Annotated in this window: 23 protein-coding genes; 10 read left to right on the top strand and 13 right to left on the bottom strand. The window is 70.6% G+C overall.

All coding sequences use genetic code 11. The features are described 5' to 3' along the window. Positions 1-22: 22 nt before the first annotated feature. The 3 genes from OVA28_RS18670 to OVA28_RS18660 are packed head-to-tail and all read right to left on the bottom strand — an operon-like array spanning position 23 to position 3,103. The gene (locus OVA28_RS18670; RefSeq protein ID WP_268098065.1) at positions 23-841 is read right to left on the bottom strand and encodes a carbohydrate ABC transporter permease; all 819 of its coding nucleotides are present in this window, start codon (positions 839-841) and stop codon (positions 23-25) included. A gap of 13 nt (positions 842-854) precedes the next feature. After that, positions 855-1,805, bottom strand: a complete 951-nt coding sequence (locus OVA28_RS18665) for a carbohydrate ABC transporter permease (protein WP_268098064.1) — start codon at positions 1,803-1,805, stop codon at positions 855-857. After that, the gene (locus OVA28_RS18660; protein ID WP_268098063.1) at positions 1,802-3,103 is read right to left on the bottom strand and encodes an ABC transporter substrate-binding protein; all 1,302 of its coding nucleotides are present in this window, start codon (positions 3,101-3,103) and stop codon (positions 1,802-1,804) included. The genes OVA28_RS18665 and OVA28_RS18660 overlap by 4 nt, the downstream gene beginning before the upstream one ends. Positions 3,104-3,201: 98 nt before the next feature. On the opposite strand from OVA28_RS18660, the gene OVA28_RS18655 reads away from it, so the two are divergent. Then, positions 3,202-4,236 (top strand): LacI family DNA-binding transcriptional regulator, encoded by a 1,035-nt coding sequence (locus OVA28_RS18655; RefSeq protein WP_268098062.1) that lies wholly within the window; start codon positions 3,202-3,204, stop codon positions 4,234-4,236. Between the two features lie 110 nt (positions 4,237-4,346). Beyond that, positions 4,347-6,128, top strand: a complete 1,782-nt coding sequence (locus OVA28_RS18650) for a class I mannose-6-phosphate isomerase (RefSeq protein ID WP_268098061.1) — start codon at positions 4,347-4,349, stop codon at positions 6,126-6,128. Here OVA28_RS18650 and OVA28_RS18645 read toward each other — a convergent pair. The 3 genes from OVA28_RS18645 to OVA28_RS18635 form a co-directional block, all read right to left on the bottom strand. Further along, positions 6,118-7,032 (bottom strand): ROK family protein, encoded by a 915-nt coding sequence (locus OVA28_RS18645; RefSeq protein ID WP_268098060.1) that lies wholly within the window; start codon positions 7,030-7,032, stop codon positions 6,118-6,120. The genes OVA28_RS18650 and OVA28_RS18645 overlap by 11 nt on opposite strands. After that, on the bottom strand, positions 7,029-8,246 hold the full coding sequence (locus tag OVA28_RS18640) for a glycoside hydrolase family 76 protein (RefSeq protein WP_268098059.1): 1,218 nt from the start codon (positions 8,244-8,246) through the stop codon (positions 7,029-7,031). The genes OVA28_RS18645 and OVA28_RS18640 overlap by 4 nt, the downstream gene beginning before the upstream one ends. 94 nt (positions 8,247-8,340) lie before the next feature. Continuing rightward, positions 8,341-8,985, bottom strand: coding sequence for a GntR family transcriptional regulator (locus tag OVA28_RS18635; protein ID WP_268098058.1), 645 nt, complete (start codon positions 8,983-8,985; stop codon positions 8,341-8,343). 118 nt (positions 8,986-9,103) lie between these two features. On the opposite strand from OVA28_RS18635, the gene OVA28_RS18630 reads away from it, so the two are divergent. The 4 genes from OVA28_RS18630 to OVA28_RS18615 all read left to right on the top strand — a co-directional run bounded on the left by OVA28_RS18630 (position 9,104) and on the right by OVA28_RS18615 (position 12,833). Further along, positions 9,104-9,811 (top strand): DUF969 domain-containing protein, encoded by a 708-nt coding sequence (locus OVA28_RS18630; RefSeq protein ID WP_194661557.1) that lies wholly within the window; start codon positions 9,104-9,106, stop codon positions 9,809-9,811. After that, on the top strand, positions 9,808-10,899 hold the full coding sequence (locus OVA28_RS18625; protein ID WP_268098057.1) for a DUF979 domain-containing protein: 1,092 nt from the start codon (positions 9,808-9,810) through the stop codon (positions 10,897-10,899). Before OVA28_RS18630 ends, OVA28_RS18625 begins: the two co-directional genes overlap by 4 nt. After that, positions 10,886-11,926 carry a DUF2891 family protein gene (locus OVA28_RS18620; protein ID WP_268098055.1) on the top strand — a complete coding sequence of 347 codons (1,041 nt, stop codon included), beginning with the start codon at positions 10,886-10,888 and terminating at the stop codon, positions 11,924-11,926. The genes OVA28_RS18625 and OVA28_RS18620 overlap by 14 nt, the downstream gene beginning before the upstream one ends. Positions 11,927-12,074: 148 nt before the next feature. Then, the gene (locus tag OVA28_RS18615) at positions 12,075-12,833 is read left to right on the top strand and encodes a glycoside hydrolase family 16 protein (RefSeq protein WP_268098054.1); all 759 of its coding nucleotides are present in this window, start codon (positions 12,075-12,077) and stop codon (positions 12,831-12,833) included. 6 nt (positions 12,834-12,839) lie between these two features. Here OVA28_RS18615 and OVA28_RS18610 read toward each other — a convergent pair whose 3' ends face one another. The 5 genes from OVA28_RS18610 to OVA28_RS18590 form a co-directional block, all read right to left on the bottom strand. Beyond that, positions 12,840-13,721, bottom strand: coding sequence for a biotin-dependent carboxyltransferase family protein (locus OVA28_RS18610; protein ID WP_268098053.1), 882 nt, complete (start codon positions 13,719-13,721; stop codon positions 12,840-12,842). Further along, positions 13,718-14,254 (bottom strand): 5-oxoprolinase subunit B family protein, encoded by a 537-nt coding sequence (locus tag OVA28_RS18605; protein WP_268098052.1) that lies wholly within the window; start codon positions 14,252-14,254, stop codon positions 13,718-13,720. The genes OVA28_RS18610 and OVA28_RS18605 overlap by 4 nt, the downstream gene beginning before the upstream one ends. A 115-nt stretch (positions 14,255-14,369) precedes the next feature. After that, a complete protein-coding gene (locus OVA28_RS18600) occupies positions 14,370-15,209 on the bottom strand; it encodes a LamB/YcsF family protein (RefSeq protein WP_268098051.1) in 840 nt (279 codons plus the stop codon). Positions 15,210-15,370: 161 nt separating this feature from the next. Then, positions 15,371-16,729, bottom strand: coding sequence for a 6-phospho-beta-glucosidase (locus tag OVA28_RS18595; protein WP_268098050.1), 1,359 nt, complete (start codon positions 16,727-16,729; stop codon positions 15,371-15,373). After that, complete coding sequence (locus OVA28_RS18590) at positions 16,726-17,508, bottom strand: DeoR/GlpR family DNA-binding transcription regulator (protein ID WP_194661564.1); 783 nt, start codon at positions 17,506-17,508, stop codon at positions 16,726-16,728. The genes OVA28_RS18595 and OVA28_RS18590 overlap by 4 nt, the downstream gene beginning before the upstream one ends. Before the next feature lie 199 nt (positions 17,509-17,707). Between OVA28_RS18590 and OVA28_RS18585 the strand changes: the two genes are divergently transcribed. The 4 genes from OVA28_RS18585 to OVA28_RS18570 all read left to right on the top strand — a co-directional run bounded on the left by OVA28_RS18585 (position 17,708) and on the right by OVA28_RS18570 (position 21,873). Next, positions 17,708-18,715: a carbohydrate kinase family protein gene (locus OVA28_RS18585; RefSeq protein WP_268098049.1), complete on the top strand. Its 1,008-nt coding sequence runs from the start codon at positions 17,708-17,710 to the stop codon at positions 18,713-18,715. 36 nt (positions 18,716-18,751) lie between these two features. After that, a complete protein-coding gene (locus tag OVA28_RS18580; protein ID WP_268098048.1) occupies positions 18,752-20,110 on the top strand; it encodes an extracellular solute-binding protein in 1,359 nt (452 codons plus the stop codon). Positions 20,111-20,200: 90 nt separating this feature from the next. Then, on the top strand, positions 20,201-21,052 hold the full coding sequence (locus tag OVA28_RS18575; RefSeq protein ID WP_268098047.1) for a carbohydrate ABC transporter permease: 852 nt from the start codon (positions 20,201-20,203) through the stop codon (positions 21,050-21,052). Beyond that, positions 21,049-21,873 carry a carbohydrate ABC transporter permease gene (locus tag OVA28_RS18570; RefSeq protein WP_194661567.1) on the top strand — a complete coding sequence of 275 codons (825 nt, stop codon included), beginning with the start codon at positions 21,049-21,051 and terminating at the stop codon, positions 21,871-21,873. The genes OVA28_RS18575 and OVA28_RS18570 overlap by 4 nt, the downstream gene beginning before the upstream one ends. 79 nt (positions 21,874-21,952) lie before the next feature. On the opposite strand, the gene OVA28_RS18565 is transcribed toward OVA28_RS18570, so the two are convergent. Next, positions 21,953-22,255, bottom strand: coding sequence for a putative quinol monooxygenase (locus OVA28_RS18565; RefSeq protein ID WP_268098046.1), 303 nt, complete (start codon positions 22,253-22,255; stop codon positions 21,953-21,955). A gap of 569 nt (positions 22,256-22,824) precedes the next feature. After that, positions 22,825-23,511, bottom strand: a complete 687-nt coding sequence (locus tag OVA28_RS18560; protein ID WP_268098045.1) for a TetR/AcrR family transcriptional regulator — start codon at positions 23,509-23,511, stop codon at positions 22,825-22,827. Between the last annotated feature and the right edge of the window lie 25 nt (positions 23,512-23,536).

The raw sequence follows: 23,536 nt of genomic DNA, 5'->3' as shown, positions 1-23,536 counted from the left end.
CGTGGGTGTCAGGCGGTCGGGCTCACGCCGTCGGGTTCAGCCCGCGGGCGAAGAACCGTTGGAACGCGAAGAACACGATGACGGTCGGCAGGGACGCGACGAGCGCCCCGGCCAGCGCGACCGGCGGCCCGTACGTGGAGTAGTTGCCGGTGAGGTCGGCGAGCGTGGCCATCACCGGCCGGATGTTCGGGCTCGACGAGAGCGTCAGGCCGAACAGCAGGTCGTTCCAGATCCAGGTGAACTGGAAGACGAACGCCGCCAGGAGCGCGCTCGTCGAGAGCGGCAGGTGGACCTGGAAGAACATCCGGACCCACCCGGCACCATCGAGCGAGGCGGCCTCGCGGACCTCGTTCGGCAGCCCGGACATGTGCCCGCGGACGACGAAGAACGCGAACGGGATCGTCAGCGCGACGTAGACCAGGAGCATGCCGTACTGCGTGTCGAACAGCGACGTGGCCGCGAACCCGGTGAACAGCGGGGACAGGAAGGCCTGCAGGGGCAGGATCGTCCCGATGTAGATCACCCAGAACCAGAAGGTCGGGCGCTTGACCGGCATGATCGTGACGGCGAACGAGGCGAGCGCGGCGATGAGCACCGCGGCCCCGGCTCCGACCACGGAGTAGAGCAGGCTGTTCAGCATGCCCTGGCCGACGTTGGCGTTCCGGAACGCGATGCCGATGTTGTCGAAGAGGGACCACGAGGTCGGCCACCACGACGGCGTGCCCGAGTAGTCCGCGCCCTTGGTGAAGGCGTTGACGACGAGCAGGTACGACGGGATGAGCCAGATCAGGGACACGACGATGAGCACGGCCGCGAGGACGCGACGGGAGGTCTTGGTCATCTGCGGTCTCCTGCTAGTCGGTGGGTCGGAGTTGCCGGCGGAGGTACGCCCACGAGGCGACGACGACCACGACGGTGAGGAACACGGCGACTGCTGCACCCGAGCCGTACCGGGAGAGCGTGAACGTCTCGCGGTACATGGTGAGCGCGAGGGTCTCGGACGCGGTGCCCGGACCGCCGTTCGTCAGCAGCAGCACCTGGTCGAAGACCTTCAGGCTGCCGACGATCGAGATGCCCACGACGACGACGGTCATCGGGCGCAGCTGCGGGAAGGTCACGGACCAGAACAACCGCCAGCCGGAGGCGCCGTCGATCTGGGCGGCCTCGAGCGTGTTCGGCGGGATCGACTGCAGCCCCACGAGGAACAGGATCACGCAGGCGCCCGTGGCCTGCCAGGTCGTCGCGATGATCATCATCACCGTGTTGAGCGGCCACTGCAGCAGCCACTGCGACACCAGGGGACCGAGGCCCATCGCCCGCAGCAGCGTGTCCAGGCCGCCGTCCGTGGAGAGCATGAAGGTCCAGACCACGGCGGTCGCCGACCCGGAGATGGCGTACGGCAGGACGATGGCGAAGCGTGCGAGTGCGCCGAGCTTGAGCTTCCAGGTGCCGACAGCGATCGCGAGTCCGATGCCGACGGGCAACAGGAGTGTGCCGACCACCCACAGGAAGGTGTTGAGCACCGACTGGCCGAACGCCGGGTCGGCGAACATCGCTCGGTAGTTCCCCAACCCGACCCAGCTCCGGGTGAAGCCGTTGTCGTTGAAGAAGCTGCGGTAGATCGTGAACAGGAACGGAGCGACGAGCAGCGCGAGCACGAGCAGGACCGACGGGGCGAGGAACGCGCCACCGGTCAGCCGGACGCGGAGCGGCACACGGTGGCCCGGCGCGGCCCGGGGCGGACGCGCTGCCGGTGCCTGCGGGTCGACCGCCGCCTCGGGGACGGGAGGTTGCGTGAGTGTCATGCGGCGTTCCAGGTCTTCCACTCGGTCCGGGCGCGGTTCTCCATGGAGCGGAGGGTGGCGGCCCCGTTCGCCTTCGACGGGTTCACCATGAACGCGCCGAGGTCCTGCACGTTGCCCTCGACCAACGGGGTGGGCGACGCCTCCCAGTAGCGCGTCAGCTCGACGGGTCGCACGCGGGCGACGTCCTTCGCGAGGTCCTTGACGAGGTTCGACTTCGGCAGCGCGTGCGGGTTCGGACTCGTGTCGCCGAGGAACCCGACCCACGCGGTCTGCACGTCGGTGGCGAGCCAGTTCTTCGCGACGTCGACGGCTGCACGGTGTCGATGCGCCTTGACCGGCACGGACAGCGAACCACTCTCCACGATGACGGCCGGTTCCGCGTCGCCACGGGGCGGGACGCGGAAGAAGCCGATGTCGTCGTCGGTCAGCCCGGCGGCGAGCAGGGTGTTCGCGAACCAGGTGCCGTAGAGCATCATGCCGAACTTCCCTTTCCCGACGAGTCCGGGGAGGTCGTTCGAGGTGACGTCCGGCGCGGAGAAGAAGCCGTCCGCGTACATCCCCGACCAGAGGTCCATGGCCTCGGTGGCCTGGTCCGCGGTGTAGCTCGCCTTGTTCGTCGTGACCGCCTGGTAGTACGCGGGATCGGTCGAGGCGAGCAGCTGCATGAACCAGATCTCGGCCTCCCACGTCGTGGCACCCGGCGAGAGGAACGGCGTGATGCCCGCGTCCTTGAGCTTCTGCGCGGCGTCCATGACCTCGTCGAACGTGGTCGGTTCGGCGATGTCGTGCTCGGCGAAGGCCTTCTTGCTGTAGAAGACCGCGTAGTAGCTCTTGTAGAGCGGGACGCCGTACGGCTTCCCGCGGTAGCTGAACGACTCGCGTTGCGCCGGGTCGACCCAGCCGCGCTCGGTGACGTCGTCCCAGACGTCGCTGAGGTCGGTGAGGATGTCGGCGCGGGCGATGTCCTGCAACCGGTAGCCGTTGGTCCACTTGATGAGGTCCGTCGTGCTGTTCGTCTGCGCCGTCATCCGGATGATCTGTCCGTAGTTGGCGACGCTGGCCACTGATCGGGACGTGATCTCGTACCCGATGCGCTTCGCGAGCACGGCGGACGCGGCCGCGTAGCCGGGGCCCCACGTCGGGTTGTCGCTGTTCAGGGTCACGGTGCCCGGGGCCGAGGGGAGCGTGTCGGACCCACGGGCGCACGACGCCAGTGCCATGGCGAGGAGACCGCCGCCGCCGAGGGCGAGGGCGGTCCGGCGGGTCACTCCGGGCCCGCTGGAGAACGGATGAGGCATCGGGCGTTCCATTCGACGGTGAATTGATAACGTTACCAAGGGGAGCATACACGGCGGCGGTCCGGCCGCAAGTGGAGCGTCGGGTATACATGGGACCCATGCAGGCAACCGCGGGATCGGGACCGGAGCGGAAGCCCGCGATGACCGTGAAGGACATCGCCCGGGTCGCCGAGGTCAGTCCGATGACCGTCTCTCGGGTGCTCTCCGGAGGCAAGAACGTACGACCGGCACTGCGCGAACACGTCGAACGCGTGATCGCCGAGGTCGGCTACCACCGCAACGAGAACGCCCGCAGCCTGCGACCCGGGCAGCGGTCCGGCCTGGTCGGCGTGATGATCACGAACATCGGCAACCCGTACTACGCAGGCGTCGTGCAGGGCATCGAACAGGTGGTCGCTGCGACCGGGCGCCGGATCCTCGTCGGCACCACGAACGAGGACGGGGACCTCGAGCGCCAGCTGCTCTCCGACTTCCTCGGTCGCCAGGTCGAGGGACTCATCGTCGTGCCGGTGGGGCAGGACGGCGAGCGCTTCACCGCGGCACGTCTGCACGACGCGCCGCTCGTCCTCGCCTCGCGCACGGTCGAGGACGCACCAGCGGACGCAGTCCTCATCGACGACGTCCACGGCGCCCGCGAGGCGACCTCGATCATGCTCGACGAGGGGCACCGCCGGATCGCCTTCCTCGGCAACAAGGTCACCGTGTCCACCGGGCAGCGTCGCCTGGCCGGGTTCCGGAGCGCCTTCGCCGCGAGCGGGACCGACCCGGACGAGCGGTTGATCGTGCTCGAGCTCCAGGACGCCGACGCGGCCGAGCGGGCGATGCGGGAGCTCCTGGTGCTCCCCGATCCGCCGACCGCGGTCTTCGCCGCGAACAACCGGATCAGCGTCGGGGCCATCCGCGCGATCGCGCGGGGCACCGCCGACGGATCGGTCACCGCGCCGCCGCGGCTGTTCGCGTTCGACTCGTTCGACTTCGCCGACATGGCGCCGATCCCGCTGTCGGTGATCGACCACGACCCCGCCGAGCTCGGCCGCGTGGCCGCCAGGATGCTGCTGTCACGTCTCGACGGGTCTGCCGACGGCCAGCCGCCGCGGCTCGTCGAGCTCCCGGTGCACATCGTCCACCACTGAGACGGTCGGCCTGCTCGGTCGGCCGGTCCACTCGGCCTGGAGGCTCGGCTTGCGTCCGCGCGCAGGTTCAGCGGTAGTGTTGGTAACGTTATCAGCGCGAAAGGGGTCCCATGACCGCCTCCCTGCCCGCAGGCGTGACCGCCGGCCAGTACGACAAGGCCCCCGTCATCGACCTCCCGCCCGGCCACGACGTCTGGGCTGCCGAGCGCACCTGGCAGCAGCTCGCGTCGCGGCTCGACGGCCCCGGTCCCCGGACGATGGCCGTGGACACCTACCCCGGCAGCGACCTCGACGGGCTCCGCCGCGAACTCACCGCCGCAGCACCGGACGCCCTCGTCATCGACGTCGAGGACGCAGCTGCCCTGCCCGCCGCCGAGATCGAGGACCGCATCGCCGCGAACCTCACCGACGACCGGGTGTTCGGCGTGCTCGGGCACCAGGTGCTCAGCGACCTCTACGACCAGGAGCGCCTCGAGCAGGTCGCCGAGCGCGTCCGGTCGGCCGGGGGCGCCGTGGTGGTCATCGGCTGGGGTGCCACCCTCGTCCCCACGACGTTCGACACGGTGGTGCTTGCCGACCTCGCCCGCTGGGAGATCCAACGCCGACAGCGAGCAGGTGCCCCGAACTGGCGCGCCGACAACGGCGACGAGGACCAGCTCCGCAAGGTCAAGCGCGGGTACTTCGTCGAGTGGCGGATCGCCGACCGGCACAAGCGCACGTTGTTCGACCGCATCGACCTGGTCCTCGACGGCAACGGGTCGATGGCCGACGCCAAGCTGATCGGGGCCGACACGTTCCGCGCCGGCCTCGAGCTCGCGAGCCGTCGACCATTCCGTGTCGTCCCGTTCTTCGACCCAGGGGTGTGGGGCGGCCAGTGGATGAAGGAGGTCCTCGAGGTCGGGGACGCCGACAACTACGCGTGGTGCTTCGACTGCGTGCCGGAGGAGAACAGCCTGCTCTTCCGCGTCGACGACACGGTCGTCGAGCTCCCGGCGCTCGACCTCGTGTTCCGACACCCGCGCGAGCTCCTCGGTGCCAGGACCTTCGCCCGCTTCGGTGCCGAGTTCCCGATCCGCTTCGACTTCCTCGACACGATGTCCGGCGGCAACCTCTCCCTGCAGGTCCACCCACTGACGGACTACATGCAGAACGTGTTCGGGATGCCCTACACGCAGGACGAGAGCTACTACATGCTCGACGCCGCCGAGGACGCCGTCGTCTACCTCGGGGTCCGCGACGACGCCGACCCGGAGGCCATGCGGTCAGCGCTCCGGACGGCGTCGGACGGCCAGGAGCCCTTCCCGGCCGACCGGTTCGTGAACACCTTCCCGGCGAAGAAGCACGACCACTTCCTCATCCCGGCCGGCACCGTGCACTGTTCCGGCGCCGACTCGATGGTCCTGGAGATCTCCGCGACGCCGTACATCTTCACGTTCAAGATGTGGGACTGGGGCCGGGTGGGTCTGGACGGCGTGCCACGACCGGTCCACCTCGACCACGCCTTCGCGAACATCCAGTGGGACCGCCGCACCGACTTCGCGCGGGACGAACTCGTCAACCAGGTGACCGAGGTGGCACGTGGTGAGGGCTGGGTCGAGGAACGCACCGGCCTGCACGAGCTCGAGTTCATCGAGGTCCGTCGACACTGGTTCGACGGCGTCGTGCTGCACGACACGGACGGCACCGTCAACGTGCTGAACCTCGTCGAGGGCGCCGAGGCCGTCGTCGAGAGCCCGGACGACGCCTTCGAACCGTTCGTCGTGCACTACGCCGAGACCTTCATCGTCCCCGCGAGTGTGGGTCGCTACACGATCCGACCCTGCGGTGCCGGGGCCGGCCAGCGGCTCGGCACCGTGAAGGCGTCCGTCCGGGGGACCGGACTCAGCGACTGAGGTCCGGGTGCCGCTGCCACACGACGGCGGCACCCGACAGCGGTGCTCGGGTGCCGAGCGCCGCGGGGGCGACCACGGCGTCGTCGGTCGCCCGTCCGAGACCCGCCCGGATCGCCGGCGCGACGACTTCCCACGCCCGCGCGATCGAACCGCCGACCACGATCCGCTCGGCGCGGAAGCGATCCACCCAGGGCCGGAGTGCGACCCCGAGCGCTGACGCCGCCGTGTCGAGCACCTCGCGGGCGATGTCGTCCCCGGCTCGGGCCAGGGCGCAGATCTCCTCCACCGAGCTCGTCCGTCCGGAGCGTCGCAGCTGGTCGCGACGGAGTGCGGGGGAGGAGAACGTGTCCTCGAGTGGACGGCCGTCGATCGTCAGCCGGTGGACCTCGCCCTCCTCGGGCACGGTCTCGCCGGTGCTGACCTCGACGCCGTCGACGAGGAACGCCGAGCCGACGCCGGTCCCCAGCGTGATGCAGATCGTCCGGTGGGCGCGTGCACCGGCACCGGCCGCCCACTCGCCGATGCCGTATGCGACGGCGTCGTTGCAGAACCGCACTGCGTCCGGTCCGACCTCGAGCCGCTCGGCGAGGGCGCCGCGCAGGTCGATGCCCGCCAGTGACCGGAACTTGTCGACGCCGGCGAAGGTCCCGGTGCCGGCTCGGTAGTCGAACGGGCCGGGCATCGCGACCGCCCATCCGCGCACCGGTCGCCTCGTCGTGAGTTCCCGTGCTGGACCGGTGAGCTGCTCGAGCAGGACGCCGAGCGGCGCGTGCGGATCGATCGCCGCGCCCCGTTCGACCAGCACGTCGCCGGGGTCCGTCGGGTCGACGAGCGCAGCAGTGACGTGGCTCCCGCCGACGTCCAGGACGCCGACGGGAGCCCGTTCGGTCTGGTCCGTGCTCAACTGACCTCACCGAGTCGGTCGGACGACCAGCCGAGCGCGGCGAAGACCTGGATCATCGCGGCTTGGTCGAGCGTCGCAGCGGGGCGGTCCCAGTCAGGGTCGCCGCCTCCGCTCGGCTGGAAGTGGAACAGCCCGCTCGCCGGGTCGCGGTTGTCCCGCCAGGTCGCGGTGGCCCACTGCTCGGCGGCTGCGCGGTAGGACGGGTCGTGCTGGACGGAGTCGAGCAGCAGCAGGTCCTTGATGTAGAACGCGTTGAACACGGCGGGCTGCTGCTGCAGGCGGTTCTCCGCGGTCCAGTACCGCAGCGACGCCGTGGCCGCGTTCGTCGCCTGTCGCAGGTACTTCGGGTCCTCCGTCGCGCGGTAGAGGATGGTGGCCGTGCCGATCATCGCGCCCGAGTTGTACGTCCACAGGGTCGGGTCGACCGTGCCGTCGTCACTGATGCTGTTCCGGTAGAGACCGGCGGACTCCTTGAGGCACCGGTTGTTCCAGTCGTACAGCTTCGTGCTCCAACGCAGGTAGGACGAGGTGCCCGTCTCCTCGTACAGGTGCGCCGCGAGCTGTGCGGTGAGCCCCGTGACGTTGGCAGCGCGGGTGGTGTTGTCCGGGCGGTCGATCCAGTCGGAGCCGCCCGGGCAGGTCAGGGTGGTGTCGGGGTTCCAGCTCCGCACGGCCACGTCGAAGGCGGCCTCGGCGTGGTCGAGGGCGGCCGGGTCGTCGGTCGCCTGGAACTGACTGACGAACGACAGGCCGACCACGGCGTTGTCGTCGTAGTAGACGTCGCCGCCGGTGCCGAGCGGCGCGGGCAGGTAGGACTCGTACCCGGGTCGGCCCCCGGGAGCGACCGCGTGGTATCGCTCGAAGCCGTCGACGCGTGCAGCAGCGGCGTGGGCGTACGCGGGCCCGACGCCGTCGACGCCCTGCAGATCGAGGGTCGCCTGGGTCGCTTCGCGGTACTCCCAGAGGTACGAGTACGGGTTGCCGGTGGTCGTGTCGGTGTTCTCCCGGTACAGGCCGTGTCCCGCCGAACCGGTGTACAGGGCGTCCTGCATGGCGTCGTAGGTCGCACTGGCGCGCTGCTGCCACACGGCGTCGGGTGATCCCGTCACTGCCTGGGCGGCCTGCGGTGCACCGGACACGGCGACACCGAGGACGATCGCGGCCGCGGTGACCTGTGCGCCGCGGACGGTTGCGCTTCGAGTCGAACTGAGCATCGTTGCTCTCCTTCGCATTGGTATCGTTACCATAAGCGTCTCGGGACCCGGTGACAAGCGCACTGTCCGAGGCGGACGGAGGGCGAGCCTCCCGTCAGCGTGCTGCGTCGGCGGCCGACCGCAGCGTCCGCTCGGCGTCGTCGAGGTAGTCGGTCAGCAGTGCGGACGCCGCCGATCGGTCGTCGGCGCGCAGCGCGTCGACGATCGCCTCGTTCCGCTCGACGAACCCGGCGTGGAAGGACCCGGGGTCGTCCGTGGTGAGGAACGCGAGCCGCATCTCGGCGAGCAGACCGTCCATCAGACCCCAGATCCGTTCGCTCGGGACAGCTCGGACGAGTGCCGCGTGGAAGCGGATGTCGGCGGTGCCGACGGCACGCCAGTCGCCGGCGGCAGCAGCGGCGCGCGCCTCGGACACGGCGGACGAGGCGTCGGCGAGGGCGGGGGAGGACGGCGTGCACGCCCAGATGGCAGCCGATTCGAGCACGCGGCGGGCGGCGTAGAGGTCGACGACGTCGGCGGCCGAGAGTCGGCGGACGAACACCCCGCGGTTGAAGACGTGCTCGACGAGTCGGTCGCGGGCGAGGAGTCGGAAGGCCTCGCGCAGCGTGTTCCGGGAGACCCCGAGCTGGTCGCTCAGGCGTTCCTCGGACAGCTGCGCGCCCGGGGCGAAGTCGCCGGACGCGATCATCGTGCGCAGCCGGGTCGCGGAGGACTCGGCGCCGCTGACGGTTCGGTTCATGCCCCGATCCTGACACGGGCGGGGGACAACTCCTCCACAGGCAGCGTGTGTGACCGCCGTGTTACAAGTCGCGGAAGGGTCTTGTGATTGTTGAACAATGCAGTCCAGACTGTCCCGCATGTTCGTCCTCATCGGCGTCGCCGTCGTCATCGTCGGCTTCGCACTGCGCGTCAACGCGCTGCTCGTCGTCACCGTCGCGGGGATCGTCACCGCGGCCATCGGCGGGATCGGTCCCGTCGGCATCCTCACCGCGTTCGGCGACGGCTTCGCCTCCAGTCGCAGCGTCACGACCTTCGCGCTCGTGCTGCCGGTCATCGGTCTGATCGAGCGCTACGGCCTGCAGGACCAGGCCAAGCGACTCATCGCGAAGCTCGACAAGCTGACCACCGGGCGCCTGCTCGCCGGGTACCTCGCGATCCGGCAGGTCACCGCCGCCGTCGGCCTGACGAGCATCGGTGGCCCGGCGCAGACGGTGCGCCCGCTCGTGTACCCGATGGCCGAGGGCGCCGCCATCAAGAAGTACGGCAGCGTGGACGACCCGATGCGCGAGAAGATCAAGGGCTTCTCCGCGTCCTCGGACACCGTCGGCGTGTTCTTCGGTGAGGACGTCTTCGTCGCGGTCGGCTCGATCCTCCTCATCACCACCTTCGTCGACGCGACCTACGACCTGGCACTCGAGCCGATCGACCTCGCGCTCTGGGCGATCCCGACGGGCATCGCCGCGCTGCTGGTGCACGGCATCCGGCTGCTGCTCTTCGACCGCAAGCTCGACCGGATGGCGGCGGACATGCGCGGCGCCTCGACCACCACGGGGGTGGCAGCGTGATCACCAGCGAATGGCTCTACTGGCTCATCGGCGCGTTCTTCATCGCGGTCGCGGTGCTCATCGTCACGGACCGGGAGCACGCCAAGCGCCTCGGCAACGCGGCCTTCTGGGGCATCCTCGGCATCTCCTTCTTCTACGGCACCTTCGTCGCCGCCAAGACGGCACCCTCGTGGGTCCTCGGCATCGCGGTCCTGGTGATGGTGGCGCTGGCCGGCCTCGGCTTCACCGGCACCACGGCCAGGGGTGGTCGGCCGAGCCGCACCCGCGTGGCGAGCATCCCGGGTGCGGGCGTCGGCGCGGAGACCGGTCCGGCGGAACCCACCGGGGCCATGGCCCGGCAGTCGAGCGACAGCACGAGCGTGCTCGCGACGACGTCGCCTGAGGAACGTGCGTCCTTCGCGACGCGCTTCGGCAACCGGCTCTTCATCCCCGCACTGGTCGTCCCGGTGGTCGCCGTCCTGGTCGCCACGCTCGGCCCGCTCGTCACGATCGGTGGCACGCCGTTGCTCGCCGAGGGCAGTGCGACCCTGACCGGACTCGGCATCGGATCGGTCCTGGCCGTGGTCGTGGCGGTGTTCGTCCTGCGCCCGCCGAAGATCGCCACACCGATCCGCGAGGGCGGCCGACTCCTGCAGGCCATCGGCTGGGCAGCGCTGCTCCCGCAGATGCTCTCCACGCTCGGCATCGTGTTCACGCAGGCCGGGGTCGGCGACGCGGTCGGCACCATCATCAAGACGATCCTGCCGAGCGGTTCGCTGCTCGCCGCGGTCGTCGTCTACTGCCTCGGCATGGCGCTGTTCACCGTCATCATGGGCAACGCGTTCGCCGCGTTCCCGATCATGACCGCCGCGATCGGCTGGCCGGTCCTGGTGCAGGGCTTCGACGGCAACCCGGCGGCCATCTTCGCGATCGGCATGCTCGCCGGCTTCTGCGGCACCCTCGTCACCCCGATGGCGGCGAACTTCAACCTCGTCCCCGCCGCGCTGCTCGAGATGCGGGACAAGTACGGCCCGATCAAGGCCCAGATCCCGACCGCCGCCATCCTGCTCGTCGTCAACATGGGAGTCATGTACGTTGTCGCCTTCTGACCCCACCCGGGCCGCCTGGGCCGCGGACTTCGCCGCCGTGGCCGCGGACAACATCACCCGCGAGTACCCCTACGCGTCGCAGCACACCACGTCCGGCCCGGACGACCGGGCCCTGCCGGTCGAGCTGCACCCGGCCTTCGCCACCTCCTACGACTGGCACTCGTCGGTGCACATGCACTGGCTCGCCGCCCGCTTGGTCGCGTTCGGCCTGCCGGCCAGCCAGGAGGCCCCGATCACCACGATCCTGCAGGCCCACCTGACCGCGGACCACCTGGCGACCGAGGCGGCCTACCTCCGCAGCGCGTCGCACTTCGAGCGCCCCTACGGGTGGGCCTGGGTCATGCGCCTGGCGGCGGAGGTCACGTCGTCGCCGGTGCCCGCCATCCGTGCGCTCGGGCCCGGGTTCGTGCCGGTGGTCGACGCCGTCGAGGACCTCGTCACCCGCTGGGTCGACGGTGCGGCGCACCCCGTCCGGCACGGGGTGCACTCGAACTCCGCGTTCGGGCTGCAGCTCGTGCTCGAGGCCGCCCGGTCGCTCGGGCGGGACGACCTCGCCGCGACGTGCGAGCGCGCTGCGCGTGACTGGTTCGGCGCGGACACCGCGTGGCCCTTCGCGTGGGAGCGCAGCGGGCACGACTTCCTCTCGGCGGGCCTGGCCGAGGCCGACCTCATGCGCGCGGTCCTGCCCCCGGCGGAGTTCGCCCCGTGGGTCCGTGCCTTCTGCTCCGATGTGCGCGCCGGCGACGACGTCCTGCAGTCGACGGTGGTCCGCGACGAGAACGACCCGCAGCAGGTGCATCTGTTCGGGCTCGACCTGTCCCGTGCCGGCGCTGCCCGTCGGGTCGCGGACGCCCTGCGTGCTGCGGGTACGTCGACCGACGACCTCGCGGACCTGCTCGACGACGCGGCGGAGCGGCTGCTCGTGTCCGGGCTCGCCGCGAGCGTCGGCGAGGAGTACTACTCGACGCACTGGTTGGCGAGCTTCGCCTGGGACGCGATGGAGGCCCGCGAACACTCCCTGCGGTGACGGCTGTTCCTCTGGTGTTTGCAGAGACAACATCGGCTGTCAAGCCCCTGCGCTCGTTGTCGTGAACAACTACGTTCTGTGGACAGCCGAGATCCGGCTCGACACCGCAGGGATCCGGTGTCGATCGTCACGTCAGGGAGTGACAGCCATGCAGAAACGAACCACCACCAGAGCGACACTCGCCGCTGTCGTCCTCGGCGCAGCGATCGTCGCCGTCCCGCTCGGATCGACGTCCGTCGCGGAGGCCGGCACCCCGGCACCCGTCGGTGACGTCGGGCCCTTCAAGCAGACGTTCCGCGAGGACTTCAGCACCGCGGCCGCGGCGAACGGCCAGTTCGCCAGGACCTACGCGAACTCCTGGCAGCCCTACCCGGACGGCACCTCCGGGATCTACTCCTCCAGCACGCAGGTCAGCGCCCGCGACGGCTACATGGACGTCAAGCTCGACGGCGCGCGCGGGGCCGCCGGGACCTTCGGCACGCCGAACGGTGCCTGGTCGCACGTCGGCGGGAAGTTCTCGGTCCGGGCGAAGGCCGAGGGCGGGACGGGCAACGGTGCGGCCTTCATGCTGTGGCCGTCGTCGAACGTCTGGTCCGACGGCGAGATCGACTACCCGGAGGGCAACTTCGAGAGCACGCCGATGGCGTTCCAGCACTCGATGACGCCGGGATGGGAAGCCCACTCGACGAGCATCAGCACCGGGGTGTCCTGGCGCCAGTGGCACACCTACTCGGTCGAGTGGATCCCCGGGAAGTCCGTGACCTACCTGGTCGACGGCAGGGTCATCCGGACCGTGACGGTGGACGTGCCGACGACGCCGCACCGGTACATGTTCCAGGTCGGGAACTGGGGCGGCAACGGACACCTCGACATCGACTGGGTCAGCACGTACGCCTACGTCGGCTGATCCGGGTCACACGACCCGGAAGCGGACCGTGTCGCCCGGCCGGAGCTGGGCGGCACGGTCGACCGATGCGGGTGTGAGGACGGCGACGACCGGGTACCCGCCGGTCACGGGGTGGTCGGCGAGGAACAGCACGGGGAAGCCGTCCGGCGGCACCTGGAGCGATCCGGTCTCGACGCCCTCGCTCGGGAGCTCGTGCGTGACTGCGCGGACGAGGGGCTCCGCCGCGGTGGTCCGGACGCCGACACGGTCGCTGTCCGGGCTCACGCGGTGGTCCTGCCCCGTCAGGGTCGTCCGCCACGCAGGTGTGAACCAGTCGTCACGCGGACCCGGGACGACGTCGAGCACGACGGACTCCCACGGCCAGGGCTCGAGCGGCGGCGCGACGGCGTCGACCACGGGCCAGCCGTCGGCCTCGGTGCCGATCGGGAGCGCATCGCCGGCCTGCAGCGGAGCGGGACCGAGCTGCGCGAGCGAGTCCCACGACCGGCTGTCGAGCACCGGCTCGACGGCGAACCCGCCACGGACGGCGACGTACGAGCGCAGGCCGGTGTCGGGGACGCCGAGGTGCACGGTGTCGCCGGGACCGAGCAGCAGGACCTCGTTCGCGGCCGCGCCGTGAACGCTGCCGTCAGCCCGCTCGACCTCGACCGCGCAGGCCGCTCCGGTGACGGCGGCGACCACGTGCGCGTCGGATCGGAGCGAGACGGAGCCGAGCAGGGCCTCCAGGACGGCTGCGCCGGGACGGTTGCCGACCATCCGGTTGGCGAGCGCCGCGGAACCTCGGTCGGCTGCGCCGGCCGCGCCGAGTCCCATGTCGCTGAAGCCCGGGCGGCCGAGGTCCTGGGTCGTGACGCCGAAGCCGATGCGCTCGACGGTGAGCGTGTTCACGTGCCACTCGTGTCGACGAAGCGGATGCGTGTGCCGGCGGGTGCGAGCGCCGGTGGGTCGCGGTCGAGTGACCACATCGGGACGTCGGTGCGCCCGATGAGCTGCCAGCCGCCGGGGGAGGTGCGCGGGTAGACGGCGCTGAACTCCCCGGCGAGGGCGACGGCGCCGCTCGGGACGGCGGTGCGTGCGGTGCTGCGGCGGGGCAGGTCCAGCGAGGGGGCGGTTCCGGTCAGGTAGCTGAAGCCGGGAGCGAAGCCGCAGAAGGCGCTCGTCCAGATCTGGCCGGTGTGCCAGGCGACGAGGTCGGCGGGGGTCATGCCGATGAGGTCGGCCACGGCGGTGAGGTCGTCGCCGTCGTACGTGACGGGGATCACGACGGCTGCGGCTGCGTCAGCGTCCGCGTCTGTGGCCGTCTCGGCTCGTGCTGCGGTGCTGGTGGCGGACGGCGTGATGCCTGCCAGGTCGGCGCGCAGGCGGGCGGCGTCCGTGCGGGTGCGGTCGTAGCGGAACAGGAGCGTGCGGGCGCCGGACACGACCTCGGTGACTCCGGGGGTCGGTGGCCGAGGCCGGCGCGGAAGGCGACCGTGTCCTGCAGGGTGTCGAAGGTGGCGAGCAGGGCGCTGCTGCCGGCGGGGCGGAGGTCGAGCGTCATGCGGGCGTCTGGTCTGTTGCCGCTCCAGGAACGGGCACGGGCACGGGCGCGGTTACGGCTCCGGCTCCGGCTCCGGCTCCGGTGAACGGGGCGATGGCGATGTCCTGCTCGGTCAGCAGCCGGCGGATCGCCCGGGCCATCGCGACGGCGTCGGGGGAGTCGCCGTGGACGCAGACCGAGTCCGCGCGGACGGAGACCTCGGACCCGTCGACGGCGGTCGCGACGCCCTCGGTCACCATGCGGAGGACGCGCTGGGCCACCTGCTCGGGATCGTGCAGGACGGACCCGGGCGTGCTCCGCGACACGAGGGAGCCGTCGGGTTCGTAGGCGCGGTCGGCGAAGGCCTCGCTGACGGCGCGGAGTCCGTGGCGCTCGGCTGCGCGCAGGAGCTCGGAGTCGGGCAGGGCGAGCACGGCGAGGGACGGGTCGACGTCGGCGATCGCGCGGACGACGGCCTCGGCCTGGACCGGGTCGGCGCAGGCGGTGTTGTAGAGCGCCCCGTGGGGCTTGACGTACGTGACCCGGGTGCCGGCGACGCGGGCGGTGGCGGTCATGGCGCCGAGTTGGTACACGACGTCGGCGTGGAGTTCGTCCGGCGTGACGTGCATCGGGCGCCGGCCGAAGCCCGCCAGGTCGCGGTGTGCGACGTGTGCACCGACGGCGACGCCGCGCTCGGCAGCGGCGCGGCAGGTGGCGAGCATGATCGTCGGGTCGCCGGCGTGGAAGCCGCAGGCGATGTTCGCGCTCGAGACGACGTCGAGCATCGCGCCGTCGTCACCCATGCTCCAGGCGCCGTAGCCCTCGCCGAGGTCGCTGTTGAGGTCGATCGTCGTCACGGGTGCTCCCTGTCGTCGCCGGGTTGTTCAACAATCTAGTCCGGGGACGGCGGGGAGGCCAGTGCGGGGCGGTGCGCGTCGGCAGCGCCGTGCCGGAGCTGCACCGCGACGGACGGGAGGCTCGGTGCCAGCTGGCACCGAGCCTCCCGTCCGGGACGCGGCTACTTCGTGAGCACCGCCGCGACCTCCGGGATGCGGTCGATGTACCCGCGCACCAGGTCGCGGGCGATCGTGACGCTGTCCACGAGGGGGTGCAGCGCGAAGGCCTTGAGCGCCTCGTCCTTCGACCCGGTCATGGCGGCGGCGATCGTGTGGCGCTCGACGGCCTTGACCTGGGACATCAGCCCGATCTGGTGCAGGTCTGGCTGGTCGGTGGACATCGGGTGGACGCCGTTCGCGTCGACCATCGTCGGGACCTCGACCACGGCGTCCCGGGGGAGCCCGGCGATCGTGCCGTTGTTCCGGACGTTGAGGATCATCGTCTGGCGCTCGTTGCGGCTGATCGCTGCCATGACCCCGAGGGCGACGCCCGCGTAGCCCTGGTGCGACGGGTCGGTCTCGCGCTCCTTGGCGTCGACCGGCTCGTCCTGCGTGCCGCCCTTCGCCTCGGCCATGTAGGACGCGCTGCGCCGGGCGACGGTCTCGCGCCACAGGTCGGCCACCCCGTCACCCGCGGCGGTGGCCCGGTCGTAGAAGGCGGACTGGCTCTCGGCGAGGAAGTCGCCGCGGGTCTTGCCGGAGCCGATGATCGAGCGCACGGCGTCGCGGTTGAAGTAGTAGTAGTACAGGTACTCGTTCGGGATGGCACCGAGGCTGCGGATCCAGTCGAGCCCGAAGACGTGGCCCTCCTCCATGGCACCGAGACGCCCGTCGTCCGCCATCAGCTCGGGGAGCACGTCGCGGCCGTCGTACATCACGCGGCGCATCCACCCGAGGTGGTTCAGGCCGACGTAGTCCATCTGGACCCGGGTGTGGTCGAGGCCGAGCATGCCGGCGACCCGGCGCCCGAGGCCCGAGGGGGTGTCGCAGATGCCGAGCACGCGGTCGCCGAGGACGGTCTGCATGGCCTCGGTGATGATGCCGGCGGGGTTCGTGAAGTTCATCACGTAGGCGTTGGGTGCGAGGTCGCGGATGACCTTCGCGGCCTCGACCATGACGGGGACGGTGCGGATGGCGTACGCGAGCCCGCCGGGGCCGGTGGTCTCCTGCCCGAGGACGTCGAGGTCGAGCGCGACGTGCTCGTCGCAGCGTCGTCCCTCGAGCCCGCCGACGCGGAGGGCGGCGAAGACGTAGTCACTGCCCTCGACCGCGCGGTGCAGGTCGGTCGTCGGCTTCAGGACCGGGGCGTCGGGGAAGTCGGCCGCGAGCTCGGTGAGGATCGCCACCATCGCGTGCAGGCGGACCTCGTCGACGTCGTACAGCGCGACCTCCTCGACCCGGGGGGAACCGGTGTCGCGCAGGAGTGCCTGGTAGACGTACGGCGTGCGGAACCCGCCGCCTCCGAGGATGCAGAGCTTCATGTGATGACGACCTCTCCGCCGGCGTTCCGGCTGTGTGCGAGTGTTTCGTCGGGGGCGCCGGTCGTCGTGATCAGCGTGTCGACGTCGGTGAGGGAGCAGAGCCGGAGGGCCCCGCTCCCCGGGAACTTGGTCTCGGACGCGAGCAGCACCACACGATCGGCGGCCGCGATCATGGACTGCTTGATGGGGGCCTCGACCGCCATGTTGTCCACCACGTGTCCGTTGGCGCGGACACCGGTGCAGGACAGGAACAGCAGGTCGGCGCTGACCTGCTCGAGCGCGGCCTCGGCGAGCGAACCGACGAGCGTGCGGTAGTTGCGTCGGACGACCCCGCCGAGCAGCACGAGCCGCACGGCCTCGTCGTCACGGAGCACGTCGAACACCGCGAGGTTCGTGGTGATGACGGTGATGTCCCGGCCGCGGAGCAGCTCGGCGATCTGCGGCGTGGTCGTGCCGATGTCGAGGATGACGACCTGGCCGTCGGTGACCATCGCGGCGGCGGCCTCGGCCATGCGGCGCTTGAGGTCGAGGTCACCGGCCTGCTCGAACGGGGTCTCGACGGCCTCGTCCGGGTCGGTGTCGTCCTGCGCCGTGGCTCGCGGGGGGAGGACCGCGCCACCCCACGTGCGGACGAGCTCGCCGTTGCGGTCGAGCATCTCGAGGTCGCGGCGGATCGTCGCCGGGCTGACCGCGAGGGCCTCTGCGAGTTCCTGCACGGAGGCAGCACCGTCAGCCCGGAGTGCCCGGATGATGCGGTTCTGTCGGTCGCGCAGGATCATGGCGTCACAGTAACGCAGTTCGAGCAGAAACAAGCAAGATCGCGCAAGCGGAAGCCGCACTCAAGCAGACTTAACAAATCTGGCGCAACCAGGTAACGTCCTCGCAACACGAAGCACGCAGGCTTGAGCACCACCACCGGATCCGTCCCAGGTCGAGCACACCTGCGCAGCACTGATCCGCGATGACGAGGAGACTGCCGTGACCGAGGCGCATGCCGAGCCACGACCCACCGGACACACCGGCGGGCAGGCCGACGAGACCACTCGCGGCACCCTCCTGTTCGCCGGGGACGTCTACTGCGACGTCGTCTTCTCCGGGGTCACTGCTCCCGAGCAGGGCGCCGAGGTGTTCGCCGAGGCATTCGCCATCACCCCGGGCGGCGTCGCGAACCGTGCGGTCGCCGCTGCCCGAGCCGGTGCCCCGACGATGCTCGCGAGCTGCCTGGGCGACGACGTCCTCGGCCGCCACGTGTACGACGTGCTGACCGCCGAGCCGTTCCTCGACACCTCCCTGCTCGAGCTGGTGCCCGGTCACCAGAGCGCCGTGTCCGTGGCACTCACCGGGCCCGACGACCGCAGCTTCATCACCTACGAGGAGCACCTCGGCCCGACCGTCGTGCCGGACGACATCGGCCCGGTGGCCGCGACGCACGTCGGCATCGCCAAGCCGCTGCCCGCCTGGGTCGCCCGGCTCCGCGCGGCCGGCACCACGGTCGTCGGCGGGGTCGGGTGGGACCACACCGGCGAGTGGAGCGGCGGGGTGCTCGACCGTCTGGCCGAGATCGACGTCTTCGTGCCGAACGACGTCGAGGCCATGCGGTACACCCGGACGGACTCGGCGCTCGCCGCGGCGAAGGTGCTCGCCGAGCGTGTGCCGCTCGCGGTCGTCACCCGTGGGCCCGACGGCGTCGTGGCGGTCGACTCCGCCAACGGCGTGGTCGTCACTGCCGACACGGTCCGTGTCGACGCCGTCGACCCGACCGGCGCCGGTGACGTGTTCGTGGCGTCGTTCATGGCCGGTGTGCACCACGGCTGGGACCTCGAGACGCGGCTGCGGTTCGCTGCCGCCAGCGCGGCCTTCGCCGTCACCGGACTCGGGGGAGCGGCGAGCGCGCCGCACCCGGACGAGCTCCGCGTCTTCCTCGACCAGCGCGCTGCCCCGGGCGACTGGTCCTTCCTCGCCGACGTCCCCAGCGCCGACAACTGACCCGAACACCCACCCCCTCGCAGAACTGGACCCACCATGAAGCACATCAGCAAGGCGTCGATGCTCATCGGCGTCGCAGCGGCGGTCGCCCTCGGCCTCACCGCCTGCACGCCCGGCGGGTCCGCCGCCCCAGCCGCCTCCCAGAGCCTCGGCCCGGTGTCGAAGGACGTGGGCTCGGCGAAGACCACGCTGACCGTCTGGGACCAGAACACGGACACCGGCATCAACGACGCGCAGCAGGTCCTCAACGACGCGTTCGAGAAGGCCCACCCGAACATCACGGTCAAGCGGGTCTCGCGCTCCTTCGCCGACCTGAAGACCACGCTGAAGCTCGCCCTCTCCGGGGACAACCCGCCGGACGTCGTGCAGGCGAACCAGGGCTACCCGGACATGGGCGCGTTCGTGAAGGCCGGGTTCCTGCGCCCCGTCGACGACTACGCCGAGCTCTACGGCTGGGACGACTACTACCCGTCGAGCCTGCTCAAGCTGAACTCGTTCTCCTCGGACGGGACGACCTGGCAGGGGGACCAGCTGTACGGCGTCTCGCAGACCGGTGAGCTGGTGGGCCTGTACTACAACAAGGAGGTCCTCAAGGCGGCGGGGACCGACAGCCCGCCCACCACCGTGGCCGAGCTGACCGAGGACATGCAGAAGGTCAAGGCCGCGGGCACCCTGCCGCTCAGCTACGGCGACGTCGAGAAGAGCCCCGGCATCCACCTCTACGGCCTGGTGCTCTCCGCCCTCGCCGGGCGCGAGTCCGTCAACGACCTGGTCGCCGGCAAGTCCGGCAGCTGGACCGGGGACGACGAGGTCGAGGCAGCCAGCACGATCAGCGGCTGGGTGAAGGACGGCTACGTCACCGAGGGCGCGAACGGCGTCTCCCGCGACGACGCCGTGAGCGCGTTCGGCTCGGGGAAGTCGGCCTTCCTCATCACGGGCACCTGGTACCAGGCCACCCTCGAGGCCGCCAGCAAGGCGAAGGACATCGGGTTCACGGCGCTCACGCCGACCGGGGCCTCGACCCCGGTGACGATGGGCGGCGAGGGCCTCGCCTGGGCCATCACGTCGAAGACGAAGAACGCGGACGCCGCAGCCGCGTACGTCGACTTCGTCACGAACGCGAAGGCCGCCACGACCCTGGTCGACCAAGGCAACCTGCCGACCGTGGTGCCGGACACCGACACCCCCGCCGAGGGCACGATCGCCGGTGACATCACGAGCAACTACAAGACGATCTCCAGCGCCAACGCCCTCACGCCGTACCTCGACTACGCCACCCCGACCTTCTACGACACCATCACCGCGGCCATGCAGGACCTCGTCGCGGGCAAGGCCACACCGGAGCAGTACACGAAGACGCTGCAGACCGACTACACCGGCTTCGTCAAGAAGTGAGGACCGCCTCGTGACCCAGTTGACCGGGACCCGGGCGGGTGCTGCGCCGAGCAGCGCCCGCCCGGCCCCCGCCGGCGCCGCCGCAGCCTGGTGCCGTACCTCTACGTCCTGCCGGCGTTCGTCGTGTTCGCGGTGTTCCTCGGGGTGCCGTTCCTGCAGAGCATCCAGTACTCGTTCTACGACTGGGACGGGCTCTCGCCAGCGACCTGGGCGGGCTTCGCCAACTACGCCGGCGTCGTGACCGACCCGCAGCTCCGCGCGTCGTTCGGGCACGCACTCGTGCTGATGGTGTTCTACGCTGCGATCCCCGTGGTGGTGGCGCTGTTCCTCACCGCGCTGATCTCCCGGGCGAACGGCCTGCGCGGGATGTCGTTCTTCCGCACGGTGCTGTTCCTGCCGCAGGTCATCGCCTCGGTCGTCGTCGCGACGATCTGGGTGTCGATCTACTCCGCCGACGGGCTGCTCAACGACGGCCTGCGCCTGGTCGGCCTCGGGCAGTTCGCCCAGGTCTGGCTCGGCGGGTACGACACGGCCCTGCCCGCGATCGGCTTCGTCGGCACGTGGCTGAACGTCGGCCTGTGCCTGGTGCTGTTCCTCTCCGGCGTGGGCAACATCCACCCGAGCTTGTTCGAGGCCGCCCGCATCGACGGTGCCGGTGCGGCGCGCGAGTTCTTCTCCATCACGTTGCCGTCGCTGCGCGGGCAGATCGCGGCGGCCCTGACGCTCACGGTCGTCTCGGCGCTGAAGACCTTCGACCTGGTCTACGTCACCACCAGCGGCGGACCCGGCAACTCGACGTCCGTCCCGGCGTTCGAGGCCTACAACCGGGCGTTCCAGACCGGGCAGGTCGGCTCGGCAGCGGCGGTCGCCGTCTCGCTCACCGTCGTCATCATGATCGTCACGGCCCTGATCGGTCGTCTGCAGCCGAAGGACGTCGCATGAGGCTCTCCGTCCGCGAGAAGACCGTCAACTACGTCATCCTGACGCTCTTCGCCCTGTTCGCGATCATCCCGCTCATCGGGGTGCTGCTGTCCTCGGTCACCCCGTCGGCGCAGAACTCGGGCGGGTTCAGCCTGCCGACGAAGATCGACCTCGGGAACTTCGGTGCCGCGTGGACGCAGGGGCACTTCGCCACCTACATGTTCTCCAGCGTCCTGGTCACCGTGTCGGTGGTCGTCCTGACCACGATCCTCGCCGTGTTCGCCGGCTTCGCGTTCGGCCGGCTCGACTTCTTCGGCTCCAACGTCCTGTTCTTCGTGATGCTCGCCGGCCTGATGCTCCCGGCCGAGGCCTTCATCATCCCGCTCTACTTCAACCTGCGGTCCGTCGGCCTCACCGACACCTACTCCAGTCTGGTCCTGCCGCAGACCGCGCAGTCCCTGGCCTTCGGCATCTTCTGGATGCGCAGCCAGTTCCGCAGCTTCCCCGGCGAGGTCATCGAGGCCGCCCGCCTCGACGGCGCCCGCGACGTCCGCCTGCTCTGGCAGGTCATGGTCCCCGCGGCGATCGCCCCGATCATGACGATGTCCCTGCTCATCACCATGTGGACGTGGAACGAGTTCCTGCTGCCCCTGGTGCTCATCACGAGCGAGGACCACCGCACGGCCCCCCTCGGCCTCGCGTTCTTCAAGGGCGCGCACCTGACGGACTACTCGTTGCTCTCCGCCGCCGGGGTGATCGTCGCCCTGCCGATCGTCGTCCTCTACTTCTTCCTGCAGAAGCGGTTCATCTCCGGCATGCTCGGCGGCTTCGCCGACCGGTGACCCCGGAACGGACGGGAGGCTCCCCACCAGCTGGTCAGGAGCCTCCCGTCCGTCGTCGGGTCGCGTCGGACGCGATCCGCTAGGAGAGCTCGATCGTGCTGCTGTAGATGCGCTTCACGCCGGGGGCAGCGAGGACCTGGCCGAGCGGGGAGGCGCCCTCGGGGGTGCCACGCCATGCGGCGTAGGCGTCGTGGTCGGCGGTGGTGGTCCAGTGCTCGACGACCACGAGGTGCGTGGGGTCGGCGTCGTCGACCAGGACCTCGAGCGACTCGCAGCCGTGGTGCTGGCGGGTCTGCGCGAGCGTCTCGCGGACCGTCGACTCGACCTCCTCGGGTGAGGCGTCGCTCCGGAGTTGAAGATCGAGGAGGACCGTCGTCGTCATGCTGCACCGTTTCTGTCGTTCTGGGACGCACGTCGGAGGACGCGCTTCCCCTCCAACTCTGCCCGTCCCGCCGGTGTTCCGTCCCAGGGGGTGTCCCGGTCGGTGTCGCGGTGTCGCGGTGTCGCGGTGTCGCGGTGTTGCGGGCGGGAGACGGCCTGAGCGACGAAGTCGTTGTCGTACGACCTCGACGATGTCGTGCCCGAGGTCGCCGGTGTCGGTGTGCGGGCGCGACGCGACACCGTCGGTGTCGTACGACCTCGACGGTGTCGTCCCGTGCGCGCTGCGGGGATGCGTGCGCATGGTCCGACACGGCGGGCGTGGATCGACTCGTGCGGTGTCGGAACCTGCGTGCGGCGGGGATGCGTCCGCGAGGTCCGACACGGCGGGCGTCGATCAACTCGTGCGATGTCGAGAGATGCGTCCGCATGTTCCGACCGGGGACACAGGACACGGGGATGCCGGGACACGGGGTCGGGGACGCGGGGGAGTTCGGTCGGGACGGTGACGGATCTGGTCGGGGGAACTCGGGGGACGCGAACCGGATCCGTCAGGCGGCGGGAGCGGAACCGTCAGACGGCGGCGGCAGCGAGCAGGGACTCCGCGTCGTGCCGGGCGGCGGCGACGGCAGCGGCGTCGAGACCGCAGGCACGGAGGCAGGTCGTGACGATCGCGTCGCGGTCCTCGTCCTCGACCCGACCGGCACGCCGGAGCTGGATGACGGTCTCGGCGAGCTGGATGAGCACGGCGCCGAGCTGCGTCGGGGTGAGTGCCACGTCGGGGGTGGCGGCGCGGGAGCCGAGTCGGCCGTAGGCGTCCTGCAGCTCCTGGCGCTCGACGCGGAACCCGTCGTACCGCTCGCCCTGCACCTCGGGCAGCAGGTACAGCGTCCCGATGTTGTGCGGGGTGCGCACGAGCGTGTCCACGTCGATGAGCACCAGCGCGGCGAGGGCACCCGCGGCGCTCGTCGACCCCGGCACGCGCTGCTCGAGGTCATGGACGACGTCGAGCGAGGGACGAACGGACGTCGTCAGCAGCTCGACGAGCATGTCGTCCTTGCCCGCGAAGTGGTAGTACAGCGACGCCTGCCGGACCCCGACGCGCTCGGCGATCGCGCGGGTCGAGGTCGCGCTGAACCCGTTCTCGACGAACAGCGCCGCCGCAGCGTCGAGGATCTGGTCGCGGGGGCTGAGCTCCGGGCTCGTGTCCGGCACGGCGCGGGGACGTCCGACGCGGGACGGTCGGTCGTCGGAGGGCATGGCCCCATCCTCCCAGGCCACCGTG

The organism is Curtobacterium sp. SL109, assembly GCF_026672405.1.
In the GTDB taxonomy this organism is placed as follows: Bacteria; Actinomycetota; Actinomycetes; order Actinomycetales; family Microbacteriaceae; genus Curtobacterium.
Note: the sequence above shows the minus strand (reverse complement) of the source record. Positions and strands in the feature narration are given on the sequence as shown.

What these genes read in the sequence shown, in the direction of transcription:
- OVA28_RS18650 (WP_268098061.1), top strand. Translation starts at nt 4,347, where the DNA reads ATGACCGCCTCCCTGCCCGCAGGCGTGACCGCCGGCCAGTACGACAAG.
- OVA28_RS18640 (WP_268098059.1), bottom strand. Translation starts at nt 8,246, where the DNA reads ATGCTCAGTTCGACTCGAAGCGCAACCGTCCGCGGCGCACAGGTCACC.
- OVA28_RS18655 (WP_268098062.1), top strand. Translation starts at nt 3,202, where the DNA reads ATGCAGGCAACCGCGGGATCGGGACCGGAGCGGAAGCCCGCGATGACC.
- OVA28_RS18565 (WP_268098046.1), bottom strand. Translation starts at nt 22,255, where the DNA reads ATGACGACGACGGTCCTCCTCGATCTTCAACTCCGGAGCGACGCCTCA.
- OVA28_RS18660 (WP_268098063.1), bottom strand. Translation starts at nt 3,103, where the DNA reads ATGCCTCATCCGTTCTCCAGCGGGCCCGGAGTGACCCGCCGGACCGCC.
- OVA28_RS18590 (WP_194661564.1), bottom strand. Translation starts at nt 17,508, where the DNA reads ATGATCCTGCGCGACCGACAGAACCGCATCATCCGGGCACTCCGGGCT.
- OVA28_RS18670 (WP_268098065.1), bottom strand. Translation starts at nt 841, where the DNA reads ATGACCAAGACCTCCCGTCGCGTCCTCGCGGCCGTGCTCATCGTCGTG.
- OVA28_RS18560 (WP_268098045.1), bottom strand. Translation starts at nt 23,511, where the DNA reads ATGCCCTCCGACGACCGACCGTCCCGCGTCGGACGTCCCCGCGCCGTG.
- OVA28_RS18615 (WP_268098054.1), top strand. Translation starts at nt 12,075, where the DNA reads ATGCAGAAACGAACCACCACCAGAGCGACACTCGCCGCTGTCGTCCTC.
- OVA28_RS18665 (WP_268098064.1), bottom strand. Translation starts at nt 1,805, where the DNA reads ATGACACTCACGCAACCTCCCGTCCCCGAGGCGGCGGTCGACCCGCAG.
- OVA28_RS18580 (WP_268098048.1), top strand. Translation starts at nt 18,752, where the DNA reads ATGAAGCACATCAGCAAGGCGTCGATGCTCATCGGCGTCGCAGCGGCG.
- OVA28_RS18595 (WP_268098050.1), bottom strand. Translation starts at nt 16,729, where the DNA reads ATGAAGCTCTGCATCCTCGGAGGCGGCGGGTTCCGCACGCCGTACGTC.
- OVA28_RS18630 (WP_194661557.1), top strand. Translation starts at nt 9,104, where the DNA reads ATGTTCGTCCTCATCGGCGTCGCCGTCGTCATCGTCGGCTTCGCACTG.
- OVA28_RS18570 (WP_194661567.1), top strand. Translation starts at nt 21,049, where the DNA reads ATGAGGCTCTCCGTCCGCGAGAAGACCGTCAACTACGTCATCCTGACG.
- OVA28_RS18635 (WP_268098058.1), bottom strand. Translation starts at nt 8,985, where the DNA reads ATGAACCGAACCGTCAGCGGCGCCGAGTCCTCCGCGACCCGGCTGCGC.